The 16713-nt window shown below is 52.6% G+C and carries 14 protein-coding genes; 2 read left to right on the forward strand and 12 right to left on the reverse strand.

Going from position 1 to position 16713, the window contains the following annotated elements:
- Positions 1-112 precede the first annotated feature (112 nt).
- The 3 genes from WMO41_RS13915 to WMO41_RS13925 form a co-directional block, all read right to left on the reverse strand.
- Positions 113-1849, reverse strand: a complete 1737-nt coding sequence (locus tag WMO41_RS13915) for a phospho-sugar mutase (protein ID WP_349230281.1) — start codon at positions 1847-1849, stop codon at positions 113-115.
- 94 nt (positions 1850-1943) lie between these two features.
- The gene (locus tag WMO41_RS13920; RefSeq protein WP_349230282.1) at positions 1944-2921 is read right to left on the reverse strand and encodes a spore coat protein CotS; all 978 of its coding nucleotides are present in this window, start codon (positions 2919-2921) and stop codon (positions 1944-1946) included.
- Between the two features lie 121 nt (positions 2922-3042).
- Positions 3043-4230: a CCA tRNA nucleotidyltransferase gene (locus WMO41_RS13925; RefSeq protein WP_349230283.1), complete on the reverse strand. Its 1188-nt coding sequence runs from the start codon at positions 4228-4230 to the stop codon at positions 3043-3045.
- Between the two features lie 243 nt (positions 4231-4473).
- Here WMO41_RS13925 and WMO41_RS13930 point away from each other — a divergent pair, with 243 nt between their 5' ends.
- Together WMO41_RS13930 and WMO41_RS13935 are read left to right on the forward strand one after the other, a co-directional pair.
- Positions 4474-5859: an alanine/glycine:cation symporter family protein gene (locus tag WMO41_RS13930; protein ID WP_349230284.1), complete on the forward strand. Its 1386-nt coding sequence runs from the start codon at positions 4474-4476 to the stop codon at positions 5857-5859.
- A 47-nt stretch (positions 5860-5906) separates the two neighbouring features.
- Positions 5907-6476 (forward strand): LysE family transporter, encoded by a 570-nt coding sequence (locus tag WMO41_RS13935; protein ID WP_349230285.1) that lies wholly within the window; start codon positions 5907-5909, stop codon positions 6474-6476.
- Between the two features lie 99 nt (positions 6477-6575).
- On the opposite strand, the gene WMO41_RS13940 is transcribed toward WMO41_RS13935, so the two are convergent.
- The 9 genes from WMO41_RS13940 to WMO41_RS13980 all read right to left on the reverse strand — a co-directional run bounded on the left by WMO41_RS13940 (position 6576) and on the right by WMO41_RS13980 (position 16673).
- Entirely contained in the window at positions 6576-7142 is a 567-nt protein-coding gene (locus WMO41_RS13940) for a precorrin-2 dehydrogenase/sirohydrochlorin ferrochelatase family protein (protein ID WP_349230286.1), read from the reverse strand.
- Positions 7143-7150: 8 nt separating this feature from the next.
- The gene (gene hemC / locus WMO41_RS13945; protein WP_349230287.1) at positions 7151-9634 is read right to left on the reverse strand and encodes a hydroxymethylbilane synthase; all 2484 of its coding nucleotides are present in this window, start codon (positions 9632-9634) and stop codon (positions 7151-7153) included.
- A complete protein-coding gene (locus WMO41_RS13950) occupies positions 9635-10435 on the reverse strand; it encodes an HAD hydrolase family protein (protein WP_349230288.1) in 801 nt (266 codons plus the stop codon). It lies immediately after the preceding gene.
- A complete protein-coding gene (locus WMO41_RS13955; protein WP_349230289.1) occupies positions 10432-11019 on the reverse strand; it encodes a xanthine phosphoribosyltransferase in 588 nt (195 codons plus the stop codon). Before WMO41_RS13955 ends, WMO41_RS13950 begins: the two co-directional genes overlap by 4 nt.
- A 49-nt stretch (positions 11020-11068) precedes the next feature.
- Entirely contained in the window at positions 11069-12130 is a 1062-nt protein-coding gene (gene tig / locus WMO41_RS13960; RefSeq protein ID WP_177292796.1) for a trigger factor, read from the reverse strand.
- A gap of 110 nt (positions 12131-12240) precedes the next feature.
- Positions 12241-13641 carry an aminopeptidase gene (locus WMO41_RS13965; RefSeq protein ID WP_349230290.1) on the reverse strand — a complete coding sequence of 467 codons (1401 nt, stop codon included), beginning with the start codon at positions 13639-13641 and terminating at the stop codon, positions 12241-12243.
- A gap of 77 nt (positions 13642-13718) precedes the next feature.
- Positions 13719-14177: a D-aminoacyl-tRNA deacylase gene (gene dtd, locus WMO41_RS13970; protein WP_349230291.1), complete on the reverse strand. Its 459-nt coding sequence runs from the start codon at positions 14175-14177 to the stop codon at positions 13719-13721.
- Between the two features lie 27 nt (positions 14178-14204).
- Entirely contained in the window at positions 14205-16007 is a 1803-nt protein-coding gene (locus WMO41_RS13975) for a glycerophosphodiester phosphodiesterase family protein (RefSeq protein WP_349230292.1), read from the reverse strand.
- Between the two features lie 3 nt (positions 16008-16010).
- Positions 16011-16673, reverse strand: coding sequence for a GTP pyrophosphokinase (locus WMO41_RS13980; RefSeq protein WP_118541321.1), 663 nt, complete (start codon positions 16671-16673; stop codon positions 16011-16013).
- Positions 16674-16713 lie beyond the last annotated feature (40 nt).

Here is a 16713-nt window from a genome sequence, read left to right on the forward strand (position 1 = left end):
ATAGGCGGCGGAGCGCACGAAGTACAAAATTCCACTCAGTGTCTGCGGTTTTGTATGACCGCCCCGGAACTTCGGACCTTTATTGGGTTTTGTAATTCAAATTTTTATATGTTTACAGCAGCTTGTCCACCTGCTCCATCAGCACTTTTCCAAGTGCCTCGGACTTCGCGTCTGCATCCTCTAAGGAAGTTCCCTTAATTCCATAGTAGAACTTAATCTTCGGCTCGGTGCCGGACGGGCGGATGCACAGCCATGCGTTGTCGTTCATGTCGTAGTAGAGCACGTTGGAGGACGGCAGGCCGGTCGGGGTTACCTCGCCGGTAGCCATGTTGCGGATGGTGTCGTTCTTGTAATCTCTTGCGGAAAGTACCTTATACTCGCCAAAGCCTTCCGGCGTGTTGTTACGGAAGTACTCCATGATGGACTGGATCTTTGCCAGACCCTCGATGCCGGACAGGCCGATGGACTTCACGGCATCTTTGTAGTAGCCGTATTTCTCATACATAGCCACCATAGCATCCCACAGGGTCATGTTTTTGGTCTTGTAGTATGCAGCTGCCTCGCACAGGGCAACAGTTGCGGATACGGCGTCTTTATCGCGGGCATAGGTGCCGATCAGGCAGCCGTAGCTCTCTTCCATGCCGAACATGTAATGGCCCACTCCGGTGCGCTCCTCTTTTAAAATCTGCTGGCCGATCCACTTAAATCCGGTCAGGCACTCTACCAGCTTGCAGTTGTAGGAAGCTGCCACTGCGTCGATCAGGTTGGTGCTGACGATGGATTTGACTACTTCGCCGTCTGCCGGGATAGCGTTCTTTGCTGCTTTCTGGCTCAGCACGTACTCACACAGCAGGGAACCGGACATGTTGCCGGTCAGGGAAATGTACTTGCCGGACTTGGTATCTTTTACATAAACGCCAAGACGGTCTGCATCCGGGTCGGTTGCCAGAACCAGGTCTGCGTTCTTCTCCTCAGCCAGCTTCAAGCCAAGAGCAAATGCCTCTGCTGCCTCCGGGTTCGGATAGCTTACAGTCGGGAAGTCGCCGTTCGGAAGCTCCTGCTCCGGTACCACATATACGTTCTCAAAACCAATTTCTTTTAACACTCTGCGTACCGGGATGTTGCCGGTTCCGTGAAGCGGGGTGTAAACGATGGTGATATCTTTCTGCATCTTGTCGATGGCATCCTGGTTTACAACCTGTGCTTTTACATGAGCAATATATTTATCATCAATTTCTTTGCCGATAACCTCGTAAAGGCCTGCTGCCATGGCATCCTCTGCGCTCATGGTCTTCACGGTGGACAGATCCTCGATGGCCAGAACCTCCTCAGTTACACCCTTGTCATGCGGCGGAGTGAACTGAGCGCCGTCCTCCCAGTATACCTTGTAACCGTTGTACTCCGGCGGATTGTGGCTTGCGGTTACGTTAATGCCGGCAATGCAGCCTAACTCGCGCACTGCAAAGGACAGCTCCGGAGTCGGACGCAGGGACTCAAATTTGTAAGCCTTGATACCGTTTGCTGCCAGAGTACGTGCTGCCTCATCCGCGAACTCCGGAGACATATGTCTGGAATCGTACGCGATGGCTACGCCCTTGCTGCTTCCGCCCTGCTTGATGATATAATTTGCCAGGCCCTGGGTTGCGCGGCGTACCACATAGATGTTCATGCGGTTGATACCAGCGCCGATAATGCCGCGCAAGCCTGCGGTACCGAACTCCAGATCCATATAAAAACGCTCTTTGATCTCGTTCTCATCATGCTCGATTGCCTTCAGTTCTGCCTTGGTATCCTCATCGAAATATGGATTGGACAGCCATTCCCGGTAAATCTTCATGTAATCTTTCATAAAAATACGTTCCTCCTGTGCTCCCTCATATTTAAAACTGATTTTATTATACCTCAGCGAGGGAAAAAAAGGAAGATGAACCTGTCTGCGGCATCTATTTTATTCTCGACAGAAATCGCCTTCTTGCCTCCTTTTGCGACTCCAGTGTCTTTAATTTTTCCACATTTTTCTCCGGGATCCAGGCCTTGTTGGCGTTGTAATAATAGTTTAACTGCTTCCAGTATTTCTCCGGATACAGAAACAGAAAATACAGGCAGCGCCGGTCATTGCGGCTCATGGGAAGCATGGCATCATAGGCATCCAGCATGGCACAGCCCAGATATTCATCCCAGCCATGTTTCTCCATTACTTTCCGCATAAACCGGTACAGATCGCTCACCTGATGTCCCAGATGCATCTGACTGAATTCAATGAACACAGCTTCCTGGTTTCCCGGCAGAATATGATGCTGGTCTAAATCCCCGTGACACAAAAAGAGCCGGTTTTCCGCCTGATTCTGATCCAGCGGCTCCAGCCCTTTTTCTGCCTCCAGCGCCTGACCATAATACTCGTCAAAGCTCTGCATGACACGTAATTCAAATTCTGTTTTCCTGCGTTTTCCCCGGATGAATCCCCTCACCCGCTTCATCTCCCGGCTGTGGCGCGCCATCTCCTCCGAAAGAGCCGGTACGACCGTAGAGCCAAGGCTCCATTCCTCCTGCCACGGAATTTCCTGCAGTCCCCGGTGAAGCGCCGCGATCTGCCTGGTACAAAACAGGATTTCCCTCCGGTCCCGCAGGCTGCACTCCCGCTCGGAAAACCAGCGTTTCAGGACATACTTCACCCCGTCTGGTCCGGCCGTCACCAGTCCGTCCTCCAGATTCCGCACATAGCGGTCTGTCCGGCAGATACCCTGCTGCTCCAGCGCCCCCAGCACTGCGTCCTCAAACTCCAGGCGTTTTACCGTGCCCCGGTATTCCTTCAGGAGCTTAAGTCCGTCCGGATACTCACAGATCCAGGCTCCCCGTCCGCGCCGGACACCCGTCACTTCCCCCTCGTACTGCCTTAAAACCTCCAGATAGCTGTCGTTCACGCTCACCCCTCCACTTCATGCGCGGCGGCCCGGCAGGACACACAGAACACACCTGCCGAACTATTGTTACTCTCCAACCTATGAAAAGATTTCAGGGATTATACGCCTCTGCAACGTTTTCCTATCTGTGCATATCTGCGAGAAGCTTAAGAAGCGTCTCCTTCTCATTATCCTGCGGCACTTCCAGCACATGCTCCAAAAGCTCATGCAGCATCGTGCCCATCTCTTTGCCCGGTTTTACTCCTGCGGCTATAAGATCCTGCCCCTTTACGGCAAGCTCTTTTAAGCTTAAGCAGTCACCACGCTTACGGATTGTGGTGACCAGATCACGAATTTCCGGCCCATAACCATTTAACTCCATCAGGCTGTCCCAGACCTCCGGCTCCATGCGGCTCATCATGCGGCGCACTTCGGCTTCATCCGCCGCAGGCGTTACATCCGCCCAGGTCACCAGAGTCTTTACCCGGGAAATGGTCTCGTTATCCAGTTTTAAATCCCGAAGCACCCGCACAGCAGTCTCCGGACTCTGACCGCAGCGCAGGAATGCCGCCCAGCGCACATACTTTTCCTTCGGAAGCTCTGCGGATACCCGGGCATGCTGCCAGTCCAGCACTGCAAAAGCCGGAGACACATAGGTGCTGATGCCAGTCTCATACACTTCCCGGATCTTTTCCGGATGATCCGAGCAAAGAAGCTTGGTCAGCTCCATCTGAATACGCTCCTTGCTGACCTTCGCCAGATTCGGCGCGATCACGGAGATGGCCTCAAAGGTTTCTTTCTCAATCTCAAAATCCAGCTGGGCGGAAAAACGGATAGCCCGCAAAATGCGCAGCGCGTCCTCGGTAAACCGCTCCATGGCATTGCCCACACAGCGGATGCGGCGGGCCTTTAAATCCGCCATGCCGTCAAAGGCATCCACAATGCCGGTCGCATGGCTGTAGGCCATGGCATTGATGGTAAAATCCCTGCGGCGCAGGTCCTCTAAAAGGTCAGAGGTAAATTCCACCTGCTTCGGGTGGCGTCCATCCTCATACTCGCCATCAATGCGGTAGGTTGTTACCTCATAGCCGGTGCGGTCCATCATGATGGTTACCGTGCCGTGCTGAATGCCGGTATCAATGGTGCGGCGGAACAATGCCTTCACCTGCTCCGGTCTTGCGGAAGTGGTGATATCCCAGTCCCCCGGTTTCCGTCCAAGCAAGGTGTCGCGCACACAGCCGCCCACCGCGAAGGCCTCGTAGCCGTGGCTGTTTAAGGTATGAATGATCTGCTCCACATGGGCAGGAATCTGCATGCTGTTGCTGTTCATAGTAATCTCTCTTTCTTTTTTCGTTCCTGATGATGCCATACTATTATAAAGGGCGGTGCGCAAAAAGACAAGCCGCTTCACTTTCGATTTACAAACGCTTCTTTCAATTATATAATATAACAAGTGCAAGAAAGCCAGAAACGTGCGTGCACGGTTATGGCGAACGACGAGGCAGGCAAGTGACGAAGTCACGAGCAGGACATGCCGCATTTGCAGCCAATACGATAGAAAGGACTCATTATCTTGATCATAAAGCTTATCGAAACCGTTTACGCCTTTTTGTGGGGCGATCTGTTCACCATTCCGGTCATGGGAAGTTCTGTTGGCATCTCCCTGATGCTCCTGCTTCTTATCCCGGCTGGAGTTTATTTTACCATCCGCACAAAACTTCTTCCGGTGCGCCTGTTCTCCGACATGATGAAAGCCCTGAAAGAGAAAAAGGAGACGCCGGACAGCCTCTCCTCCCTCCAGACCCTCATCATCTCCACGGCTACCCGCGTAGGTATGGGAAACCTGGTGGGCGTAGTAGCTGCCGTATCTCTGGGCGGCGCCGGCGCAATTTTCTGGATGTGGATCACAGCCCTTCTGGGTGCTTCCACCGCCTTTGTGGAGGCTGTTCTGGCACAGAAATATAAGAAACCAGACCCGCTCTACGGCGGCTATCACGGCGGCCCCGCTTACTATATTCACCATTTTGTGGAAGCCAAAACAGGACGAACCGTCAAACGTTCCCTGATTGCCTCCCTGTTTGCCATCTCCGGCCTCATCTGCTGGTGCGGCATCAGTCAGGTCATCAGCAACTCCGTAAGCTCCGCCTTTGCGAATGCGTTCCAGATTCCACCCATTACTACCACGGTGATTCTGGTCATTATTTCTGCCGTCATTGTACTCCGGAAAAACGCAACCGTAAAAGTCCTGGACATTGTTGTCCCGGTGATGGCTGTTGGTTTTTTCCTGCTTACATTGTTTATCATCCTGATGAATCTGCCGAAGCTTCCAGCGGTATTCGACCGCATTTTTACGGAGGCCTTCGGTCTTCGCCAGGCCGTATCCGGCGGCTTCGGCGCGGTACTCTTAAACGGAGTCAAGCGCGGCCTGTTTTCCAATGAAGCTGGTTCCGGCTCCGCGCCCTGCGCGGCTGCAGCGGCTCAAAGTAAAGACCCGGTCCGCATTGGTCTGACCCAGGCCCTGGGAGTTCTCATCGACACCATCGTGATCTGCAGCTGCACCGCCATGATCATGCTGCTGGCCCCGGAAGAACTGACAAACGGCCTCACCGGCATGGATCTGTTGCAGACCGCCATGCAGTACCATCTTGGCAATGCCGGTGTCATCTTTATTGCCGTAACCCTGGCCCTGTTCAGCTTTTCCACCTTCATCGGCATCCTGTTCTATGCCCGTTCCAACGTGGCGTATCTCTTCGGGAACCGCTGGTGTTACCAGACCGCTTACAAGGTACTGGCCCTCATTATGCTGTTTATCGGCGGACTCCAGCAATATACCGTTGTATGGGATCTTGGTGATGTAGGCATCGGACTTATGACCCTGTTTAATATTGCGGTGTTGTATCCAATGTCGAAAGAGGCTCTGGAGCTGTTGAGACAGTATGAAGAAAAGAAAAAAATGTAATCCGGGAAAAGAGGTGTCACACTGTGCCTTTCTCTGTTTTTATTGAAATGACGCTCTCAGCCATTCTTACTGTGTGGTCGCCAGGGCCCAATAATATTTTGCTGCTGTCCAGCGCAAGCAAATATGGCATACGCGGCAATTTGCGTTTTATGACCGGAATCTGGAGCGGGTCTCTGACGTTAATGTGCCTTTCCGGGCTGTTCTGCAGTACGCTTGGCGCAATTATTCCCGGAATTCAGCCAGTCATGAAATACCTGGGTGCCGCCTACATTCTGTATCTGGCCTGGCAGACCTGCCTCAGGCTTCCGCCATCAAATCAGGTTCAGGAGAAGAAACCCACATGGAAAATGGGATTTTTTCTTCAGATGATCAATGTTAAGATTATCATTTACGGACTTACCATGTTTTCCGCATATATTCTGCCCTACGAAGCCAGAGTCCCCATGCTGTTTGCATTTGCTGTATACCTGATGATTCTGGGCGCTCTTGGAAATCTGATCTGGGCCATTGCCGGAAATGTGCTGAAATGCTGCTATACCAGGCATTACAAACTCATGAATACAGTCATGGCCCTGCTTCTGGTATGGTGCTCGCTGAGAATCGTGGGTGTGTTGTAACCACGTAAAAAAAGCTGTTCCCTATCTGCAAAGTGGGAGCAGCTTTTTTATGTTACCATCACAATTCTTCATGCTGATATGTTTTTGCCAGTTCCTTAATTACAACACACCCTCCAGCCACTCCCGCAGCCCCGCAGCTACCCGCTTTACCAGCCCATGGTCTTTTCCTCCGGCATTCACACCAATCACCACCGGATTCTTTCGCACAATAGCCGGAAACTGGAAGTCACACTGGCCCTGGTCACCGGCATGGTTGACCGGGATGTGCCGCTCATGGCAGAGCCGGGCGATGTAGTCGTTCACCGCCGGATCACTGGTGGCAGCGATAACCAGAAAAGACTGTTCCAGTTCTTCCAGATCCTGCTCGCAAAATGCGTGCTGCTTCCAGACAAGACGCCCCGTCTGCGCAAGCTCGCGCACCTGGATTGTTTGGCATTCCCAGGGGGATTTTCCCTCTGCAATTTTCGCACTCTGCGCTGATACAGCCCCCCTTGCTGCCGCAGAACTTTTCAGCTCCGCAACGTGGTTCGTCCACGCTCCGCGTCCTTCCTCCGGAGCCACCACTGTCACCTTCGCACCAAATTCCACCAGCACCGTGGCGCGCCGGGCCGCAATGGCCCCGGCACCCACGATCAGCACCTTTTTGTCCTTCAGATCTATAAACAAGGGAAAATTCAAAACATTCCCTCCACATCTGCCTGGATCACGGCTGCCATGCCCTCTGCCGTGTACTCCACGGCATCCGCGTATACCGACAGGCCAAGCTGTTTCATGGTCTTTGTGGTGGACGGTCCTATGGATATGAGCTTCGCAGTCAGGTTCTCCCGCTGCTCCGGTTCCAGCATGGCCGCCAGCGCCTGGGCAGCGGAGCTGCTGGCCACCGTCACGTAATCCACTTCCCGGATTGCACGGTTTAATTCTTCCTGACGCCGCAGATCGGTCCATGTCTCATACAGTCCTATATCATCGTAAGCGATTCCGGCTTCCGCCAGTGCCTCCGTCAGTACCCGCGATCCGTTTTCCGCGCGGAACAACGCCACCTTCTCATCTGGTTTCAGCGTTGGTATCCACTCTGCCGCCAGATCTGCCCCGGAAAACTGCTCCGGCACAAAATCACTCTGAAATCCATGCTGCAGCAGTGCATCCGCAGTCTTCCGCCCAATGACGGCAAACTTCACCTGCATCAGCCTGCGCAGATCTATGCCCTGTTCCCGGAGCAGGGTAAAGAACAGCTCCACGCCATTTCCGCTGGTAAACACGATCCACTGGTAGCTGCCAAGCTTCTTTAACGCCGTCTCGATCACCTCATTCCAGAGCGGACGCACCTCAATGAGGCTTAACGCCACCAGTTCTGCCCCCAGCGGCTGGAATGCCTCGTCCATCTCCCGCGCAAAGGCTCTGGTTCCCGTAACCATGACCCGTTTTCCGGCCAGTATGCCCCGGCCAAACCAGGACAGGTTATCTTTCAATTCCACGACAGAACCAACCACGGAAATAGCCGGTGTCTGAATTCCGGCTTTTTCTGCCGCCTCCGCGATGTGTTCCAGATCTGCCTTTACGCTTCTCTGCGCTGCGATGGTTCCCCGCTCCAGCACCGCCGCCGGAGTCTTCGGGTCTTTCCCGTTTGCGATGAGGTTTGCGGCAATCTTATCCAGATTCTTAAGCCCCATCAGAAAGATCAGCGTTCCCTCTTCCTTTGCCAGCGTCCGATAATCCAGCGCGGAGCTCGTCTTATTTCCATCCTCATGGCCGGTTACCACATGGAAGGAGGATGCCAGGCCCCGGTGGGTCACCGGAATTCCTGCGTAGGCCGGAACACTGTAGGAGGAAGAAACCCCCGGCACAATCTCAAAAGGAATATCCATTTTAGAAAGCTCCAGTGCTTCCTCACCTCCGCGGCCAAAGATAAACGGATCACCGCCCTTTAAGCGCACCACCCGGTGGCCCTCCAGTGCCTTTTTCACCAGCAGCGCAGAGATTTCCTCCTGCTTCATATAATGGCTGCCAGAACGCTTGCCTGCATAGATCAGTTCCGCATCCAGCCGGGCTTCATTTAAGATGGAGCCGGAAATGAGATTGTCATAGATAATCACGTCCGCCCGGCGCACACAGTCCAGGCCCTTTTCGGTAAAGAGTCCTGCGTCTCCGGGACCTGCGCCCACCAGATACACCGGCCTGCAGCGCACCAGAACGGCCAGGTCATGGGCCAGTTTTTTCGCATCTTTTAATATATCATCATAAAGGAAAATTTCACTCCTCCGGTACTCCGGATGCACACCATCCTTTGCATACATCACATGCATGGAAAGCTTCCCCGTTTCCTTATCCAGCCTGCAGTGCGCCCCGCATGGCGCGTTGCAGCCGCCGCCAAGAATGGTTAAAAACTCCCGCTCGGCCGTCAGTTCCGCCTCAGTCTCTGCCGAATGGATGGCTTTCATAATTTCCGCCAGCTCTCCCTGTCGGATCTCCACCGCCAGAATGCCTTGTCCGGCCGCCGGAACAAACTGCTCCATCGGCAGATGCTCAAAGTACAGGGAATCTGCTGCTTCGTCCTGCATTCCTGTCATGCACGCCTCACCAACCAGCTTCTGTCCATGCTCTGCTGCCAGACTTGTTCCACAAATTCCCAGCCGGTTCAATCCTGCCGCTGCCAGCAGAATCCCGTTATACTGGCCGTTCTTTAACTTTTCAATCCGGGTCTGCACATTTCCCCGAAGAAGCTTTACCTGCACCTGGGGATTCATCTGACGGATCTGGATCTGGCGGCGCAAAGAGCTTGTACCAATGATGCTTCCCGGTGCCATCTCCTTCACCGGTGTGCCGTCCGTTGTTACCAGCACATCCGAAGCATCCTCCCGGGACAGCACTGCCCCCAGCGCCAGCCCTTTCGGAAATTCCATGGGCATGTCCTTGGCACTGTGAACCGCCATATCAATTTCACCCTTTAAAAGTGCCTCCTCCAGTTCTTTGGTAAATACGCCTTTTCCTCCAAAGCTGGTCAGCGAACGGTCCAGAATCTGATCCCCCTTTGTGCTCATCGGCACAATTTCGATCTCTAAAAATGGAAAATGTGCCAGAATTTCTTCCCGCACAATTTCCGTCTGAACCATTGCCAGCCGGCTTTTTCTTGTACCGATCCGCAATGTGTTGTTATTCATTTATACATCCTCACTTAATAATCCAAGTTTCTCCATGGCATACCAGATGCCATCCTGCTCCACGGTTTTGGTCAGAAAGCTGGCATAAGGCTCCAGCTCTGGGCTGTGTCTGCCCATCAGCACCGCGTTCGGCACGTGCTCGAACATGGCAATATCGTTGGTGCTGTCTCCAAAAACGTAAGCATCCTCCAGAGTCAGGCCGTAGGCTTCCAGAATTACATCAATCGCCGTAGCCTTGGTGAATCCTTCCGGAACGCACTCATAAAAGCCCTCGCCCCGGTCGATCACTGCAATATCCAGATCCAGATTCCGGAACAGTCCGACGCGGTCACTCTGCTCATCGGTCAGAAGGCAGAACTTGTTCACCTCACCGCATACGGTCTCCGGCTCCAGCCATTCAATGGTGTTTCCAAAATTTTTCCGCAGCTGCTGTCCAAAGGGCATGCGTCCGGACTTACTGCAGTAATAGCAGACGCCCGGTCCCTCCAGAAAAATGTCCGCGTCACAGTCCACCGCAAGCCGCGCAATGCGCTGCACCTGCTCCACCGGCATCAGCCGGTTTAAAATGGTCCTGCCCTCAGACTCTGCGTACGTTCCGCAGCCGCAAAGCCAGCCGTCTACCTCCGCAATATCGCGCACCTGACCAATCTCGCCATAAGAACGTCCGGTATTGATATACACCAGATGTCCCAGGGAACGCGCTATGGAAATGGCCTTCTTCGCGCTCTCCGGAACGATTTTTGTTACTTCACTGAGCAGGGTGCCGTCAATATCGAAGAATAATGCTTTTCTCTTACTCACGCTTCGTCTCCACGGAACACAATGGTGCCGGTCTCCTCATCCATGCTGTCTACGATAGCCAGAGACTCCAGACGGATCCCCTTGGAACGGATGATGTCTCCGCCTACCTGGAATCCTTTCTCGATCACGATTCCTGCGCCTACCAGCTCTGCTCCGGATTCCTCAACTACAGCTGCCAGTCCTTCCAGCGCCTTTCCGTTTGCCAGGAAATCATCAATTAAAAGAACCTTATCGCCCTTTCCAAGGAACTCTTTGGAAACGATGATGTCATACACACGTCCATGGGTATAGGACTCTACCTTGCTGGTATAAACATCTCCTGCAATGTTTTTGGTCTGGGTTTTCTTTGCGAATACCACCGGCACATGGAACTGCTGTGCCACAACGCATGCAATGCCGATCCCGGATGCCTCAATCGTAAGGATCTTGTTGATCTCACAGTCCGCAAATCTGCGTTTAAACTCCTTTCCGATCTCTACGAAAAGATCGGTATCCATCTGGTGATTCAAAAAACTGTCCACCTTTAACACGTTTCCTGCCTTGATCTTGCCATCTTTACGAATTCTGTCTTTTAAGAGCTGCATCTGGATATCCCCCTTGTATATTCTGGTATTTTATTTTTGGATTCTGTGTTTATTTCACAACGGCATTGCTGCCAATGAACTCTACTACTTTGTAGATCAGTGCGGTCTGGTCTACCATATCCTCGCCGTAAGTATCCTGCAGAGTTTTTAAATCTGTGCCATAATTCTCCGCAAGGCTTTCGCGGTCCGCATCCTCAACCGTAAGTCCCTCTTTTTCTGCTACCGCATCAATTAAAAGCTGCTGTTTGATCGCGTTCTCTGCTGCCGTATGCAGGGTCTCCTTGAACTCATCCTCGGTCTGGCCGATCATCTCCGCATAGCTCTCCATGGTGAAACCATAAGAAGAGAACATGTTCTCATAGTAGGTGAGCTGATTGTTGTACTGCTGCTCAACTGCTGCTTCATTTAAGCTGTACTCTGAGTTGTCTACCGCAGCCGCAAACGCGTCATCCTCAACCTGCTGTGCCGCACTCTGCTCCTTCTCTTCCTGAAGGGTAGCCATGGTATCTGCCTTGAACTCATCTACCGTGGAAAAATCGGAAACCCGCTGTACAAAAGCATCGTCCAGAACGGCGTTTTTCTTTTCTTCGATTTTGTTTACCGTAACATCAAATACAACTGCCTGTCCGGCCAGATCTGCATTGCCATAGTCTTCCGGGAAAGTCAGGTTTAAGCTGCGCTCTTCCCCTACGTTTGCACCGATCAGTCCATCCTCAAAACCATCAATGAAGGCACCGGAGCCAAGTTCCAGATCATACCCTTCTGCGGTTCCGCCGTCAAAGGCTACGCCGTCTTTCATGCCGACATAATCAATATTGACAGTGTCACCCTCCTGCGCCGGACGGTCTGTAATCTCCGTAATCTCCGGATTCGCCTGCAGAATGCTTGCGATCCGCTGGTCGAGTTCTGCGTCGGTCACGGTGGTGTCTTCCTTTGTTACTTCGATTCCCTTATACTGGCCAAGTTTCGTTACTTCGCCTTTATCGGTGATCTCAGCTTCCGTGGTCTCGGCCGCTGTGGTCGTCTCTGCTGTATCAGACTTTTTGCCGCATCCTGCAGCCAGCATCACTGCTGCCGCGCAGCAAAGGGTCAGTCTCACATGTTTTTTCATAAATATCTTCCTCATTTTGTCTTTTTCATTATTTCCTACAGTTATAGCATATCGCGGGCGTTAAAAAAAGCATTTCCGCATAAATTCATAAATTTTTATGAATCATTCCATTATTTGTAAAATGCGCAGAACGCTTTGTATGTATTGTATACATCCAGCTTGGAGGACAGCTCAAACGGCGCGTGCATGGAAAGGATCGGCACACCCAGATCCACTACGTCAATGTTCATATGAGCCACATATTTTGCAATAGTTCCGCCGCCGCCCTGGTCTACCGCGCCAAGCTCACCGGCCTGCCAGTACACACCTTCTTTTTCCATGATGCCAATAACCTTCGCCATGGTTTCCGCGCTGGCATCGTTGGATGCGGATTTGCCGCGGGCACCGGTATATTTGGTCAGCACGCAGCCCTTGTTGATATAGCAGGAGTTGTTTGCCTCAAAGACATCCGCAAAGGTCGGATCGTAGGCCGCGTTTACATCAGAAGAAAGGCACAGGGTATGCTCACACAGATCCTTTACATCCGCGCCCTGCATCTGAGCCAGGCGCTCCAGATAATGCTTTAAGAAATCGGAATTCATGCCGGTGTTGCCCTCGGAGCCGATCTCTTCCTTATCTACCAGAGCCGTCACGGTGGTGTACTCCGGAGCCTTTGCCTGCATCTCTGCCATCATGGCCGTATAAGCGCAGATGCGGTCGTCCTGTCCGTACGCGCCGATCATGCTGCGGTCCAGACCAACATCCACAGCCTTGTGGGCCGGAACCATCTCAATTTCCGCGCGGTAAAAGTCCGCTTCGGTAATGCCATATCTGTCATGCAACAGCTTTAATGCCATCAGCTTCACCGGCTCCTTCACGCTGTCATCCACAAACGGAACGGAACCGATGATCACATTCAGCTCCTCACCCTTTAATCCTTCGCTTAACTTTCTCTCGTTCTGCTTTGCAGCCAGATGCGGAAGCAGATCACTGACACAGAATACCGGATCCCCCTCCTGCTCACCGATGGAGATCTTTACAATCTCACCATTTTTCTTAATGACTACACCGTGCATGGCAAGTGGTATGGTGCCCCACTGGTACTTGCGGATGCCACCGTAGTAGTGGGTCTTAAAGTATGCCATATCGTTTTTTTCGTAAACCGGATTCGGTTTTAAATCCAGACGTGGGGAATCGATGTGGGCACCGTTGATGCGGACGCCCTCCTTCACCGGCTTCTGGCCGAAGGTGGTCATGATGATGGCCTTTTTGCGGTTGATAAAATACACTTTATCGCCCGGCTGGTACTGCTTCGCGAAATCAATGGCGGTGTAGTCTGCTGCCTCCAGGCGCTTTACAGCCGCCTCCACGCACTCACGCTCGGTCTTTCCTTCATTTAAAAATGCCTTGTATCCCTCACAGAACTCCGCAGCCTCTTCCACCTGCTGCGGTGCCTCCTTCCCGATATGCGGGAAACGGAAGGTCAGCTGCTCCTCCAAAAGCTTTCCTGCGGATTTTTCATTCTCACTCATAATTCGTTCTCCTTTTGCAGCCTGGCCCCGCTCAGGTCAGACCGCCATTTTTCTATCGTATCCATCCCTGTGCCCGGCTATGAAACAATACCGTTTTCATCGGCATTCAGTACCAGGGTAAAGGGGCCGTCATTTAACAGTTCCACCTTCATATCCGCGCCAAAGCTTCCATGCTCCACTTTTGGAACATACTGGCGGCAGCGCTCCACAAAATATTCGTAAAGCCGGTTCGCCTTATCCGGCGCGCCTGCCTTCACAAAACTTGGGCGGTTGCCCTTGTGGCAGTCTGCATACAGGGTAAACTGACTCACCACCAGAAGTTCCCCGCCAACGTCAGTCAGGGAAAGGTTGGTTTTTCCGTTCTCATCCGCGAAGATCCGCAGCTTGCAGATCTTGTCGGCCATTTTATCTGCCACAGACTCATTGTCCTCATCCGAAACGCCAAGCAGGATCAGAAATCCGCTGCCAATGGCTCCGATGACCTCGTCATCTACTTTGACACTGGCCTGTGTCACTCTCTGTAAAACTACACGCATGGTTGTATCTCCTGTCACTCACTTATTTTACCGAAGCACCAGCTTCAGATATTCAAACAGCGACTCCGTTGCCTCTTCCCGGTAGACAATCTCCCGGGCCAGCACCGGCCGGTCCGTAATGATACCATCTACCCCCAGAAGGGTCAGGCGCTCCAGCTCGCTCTTGGTATTCACGGTCCAGGCATAGACCGCTTTACCTTGTTCATGGGCGTTCTGCATGAGCGCGGACGTCACAAACCCGGAGCGGATGCTGATGAAATCCACATCCTCACTGGAATAGAAGTTTCCGTAGGCCGCGGAAATGATGTAGCCGGTACGGACCTCCGGCAGAACTGCCTTTACCCGCTTTAAGTAAGACAGGTTTGCGGACGTGATCACGCACTGGTTCTCCATGCCGTATTCCCTGACCATCTCCGCCGTCTTCTCCGGCAGTTCACTGTTCTTTCCTACATATTTGATTTCGATGTTCAGGCTGGTTTTCTGACTGCACAGCTCCAGCACCTCGCTTAAGGCCGGAATGCGTGTTCCCGCGTATTCCGGAGAGAACCAGGAACCCACATCCAGTTTTTCCAGTTCCTCGAAGGTCATGGACGCAATGGAGCGGTTCACGCCTGCCACCCGCTTTAAGCTGGCGTCGTGCCCCAGCACAACGACTCCGTCCGAGGTCATCTGGACATCGATTTCCACACTGTCCGCCAGTTCCTCCATGGCAGCTTCAATAGCCGGGATCGTGTTCTCCGGAGCCGTCTTCGAGCTGCCCCGGTGTGCCGTGATCTCTGTCTCGATCAGGAGTTCTTCCGAAAGCTCCGAGCCATTGCGGACCAGATCATAAATATAAAACAGGCCGACGCAGACCACGATGCTTAAGACAGCCGCCATGGTCTTCCGGCTTACACTGTCCTTTGCCGGATAGCCAAAGTCCCAGCGTTCCGTGTGAAACCTGCGGTTTCCATACTGGTAATACGCCACAGACAGCGCCGCATATACCGCCACCGTTGCCAGAATGGAGGCCAGATATATGATTCCGGTCTCCAGCCGGTCTGCCGCGGAAAGAAGCACCGCCATGGCCAGATTCTGCCTGGAAAAACACACCACGCAGACCGCGGCAATGCACACGGAAGCCGCATACACGACCACCGCCAGCAGAATGACCGCCAGCTCCCAGAACATGGCAAGGGAAGAAATCTTCCACTTGCGTTTGTGGGTCATCTGCCAGCTGCGCACCACGCCGCTGTGAAAATGTTTTTGTTCGATCATACAGCCATAGGCCGTGAGGGACCGCGGAATTGCCGCCAGAATTCCAAATATCAGCAAAACCACCAGAAATGCCACAGCCACCGGCTGTTTTTTCAGTTCCTGAAAAATAAAATTTGCCGGTTTGTAGCGGACGATGGTCCGCATGATAAAGGGCAGATGGATCAGCAGATACTGGGCCGTCAGAAACAGCGGCAGCCGCCAGTTGCGCTTCAGGATCTCATCTTTCAGCTTCTGCAGGCCGCCCCACAGAATATGCAAAGGGGTCAGCTTCTGATAATAGGCTGACCCCTGAAATACGGTAATCAGGCCGGCCGTCTCCAGTGACAGGATCAGAATCCCGACAAAAGCCACTGCGGCAAAGATGAGCAGTGTCACCGGCCGTATCAGAAAATTCCCAATATTAGCCGGTGTCAGATAGCTGTACCCCGCCGCCTGCAGCGCAAGCCGAATTCCGCGGCTGACAAGCCGCATATAGACCGGTGTTGTGATTCCACGGTATAGAAGTTCGAACAAAAGAATATTTTTCCAGTTCTGCCGTATGATCTGCCAGGTATCTTTTGTCAATATCTTCATAGATTACTCTTTCGGTTCCGGTTCATCCTCCTGGGCCTTTCGGGTCTCCAGAATGGACTGATTCAGAGAAAACATCTTTGCGTCCAGCATATCCACCATGTCGGCACATGCCTTCAGCTCCGCCTGCAATGAGTCCGGACCGCTTCCTTCAAACTTGTAATAGATCTTATGCTCCAGGCTGGCCCAGAAATCCTGCGCAATGGTGCGGATCTGGATCTCGACCTTCGTCTCCACCGGCCCTTCTGTCAGATAAATGGGGATGGTCACCACCATGTGATAGCTCTTGTAGCCGTTTGGCTTGGGCTTTCGGATGTAGTCCTTCACATAGAGGACTGTGACATCCTTCTGGCGCGCGATCATGTCCGCAATCTGGTAAATGTCCTGGTTAAAGGAGCAGATGATGCGGATGCCCGCAATGTCGCTGAGCTTTTCCACCATGTTCTCAATGGTGACCTCGTAGCCATTGCGCTTCATCTTCTTGACAATGCTGTCCGGGGTCTTGACCCTGGATTTGATGTGTTCAATGGGCGTATGCCCGTACATATGAATGAACTCTTCGTTTAAGATCTCGATTTTGGTGTTGATTGCCTTCAGTGCTGATTCATACAGAAACATAACGGAATTCCACTGATCCAGCTGACTGTAGGCATTTGGGATATATACCAACTTCTATCCCTCCTTGTACAATAACGATTGATGCGCTGCA

It is taken from the genome of Ventrimonas faecis (genome assembly GCF_040096075.1).
Classification (GTDB): Bacteria; Bacillota; Clostridia; order Lachnospirales; family Lachnospiraceae; genus Brotaphodocola; species Brotaphodocola faecis.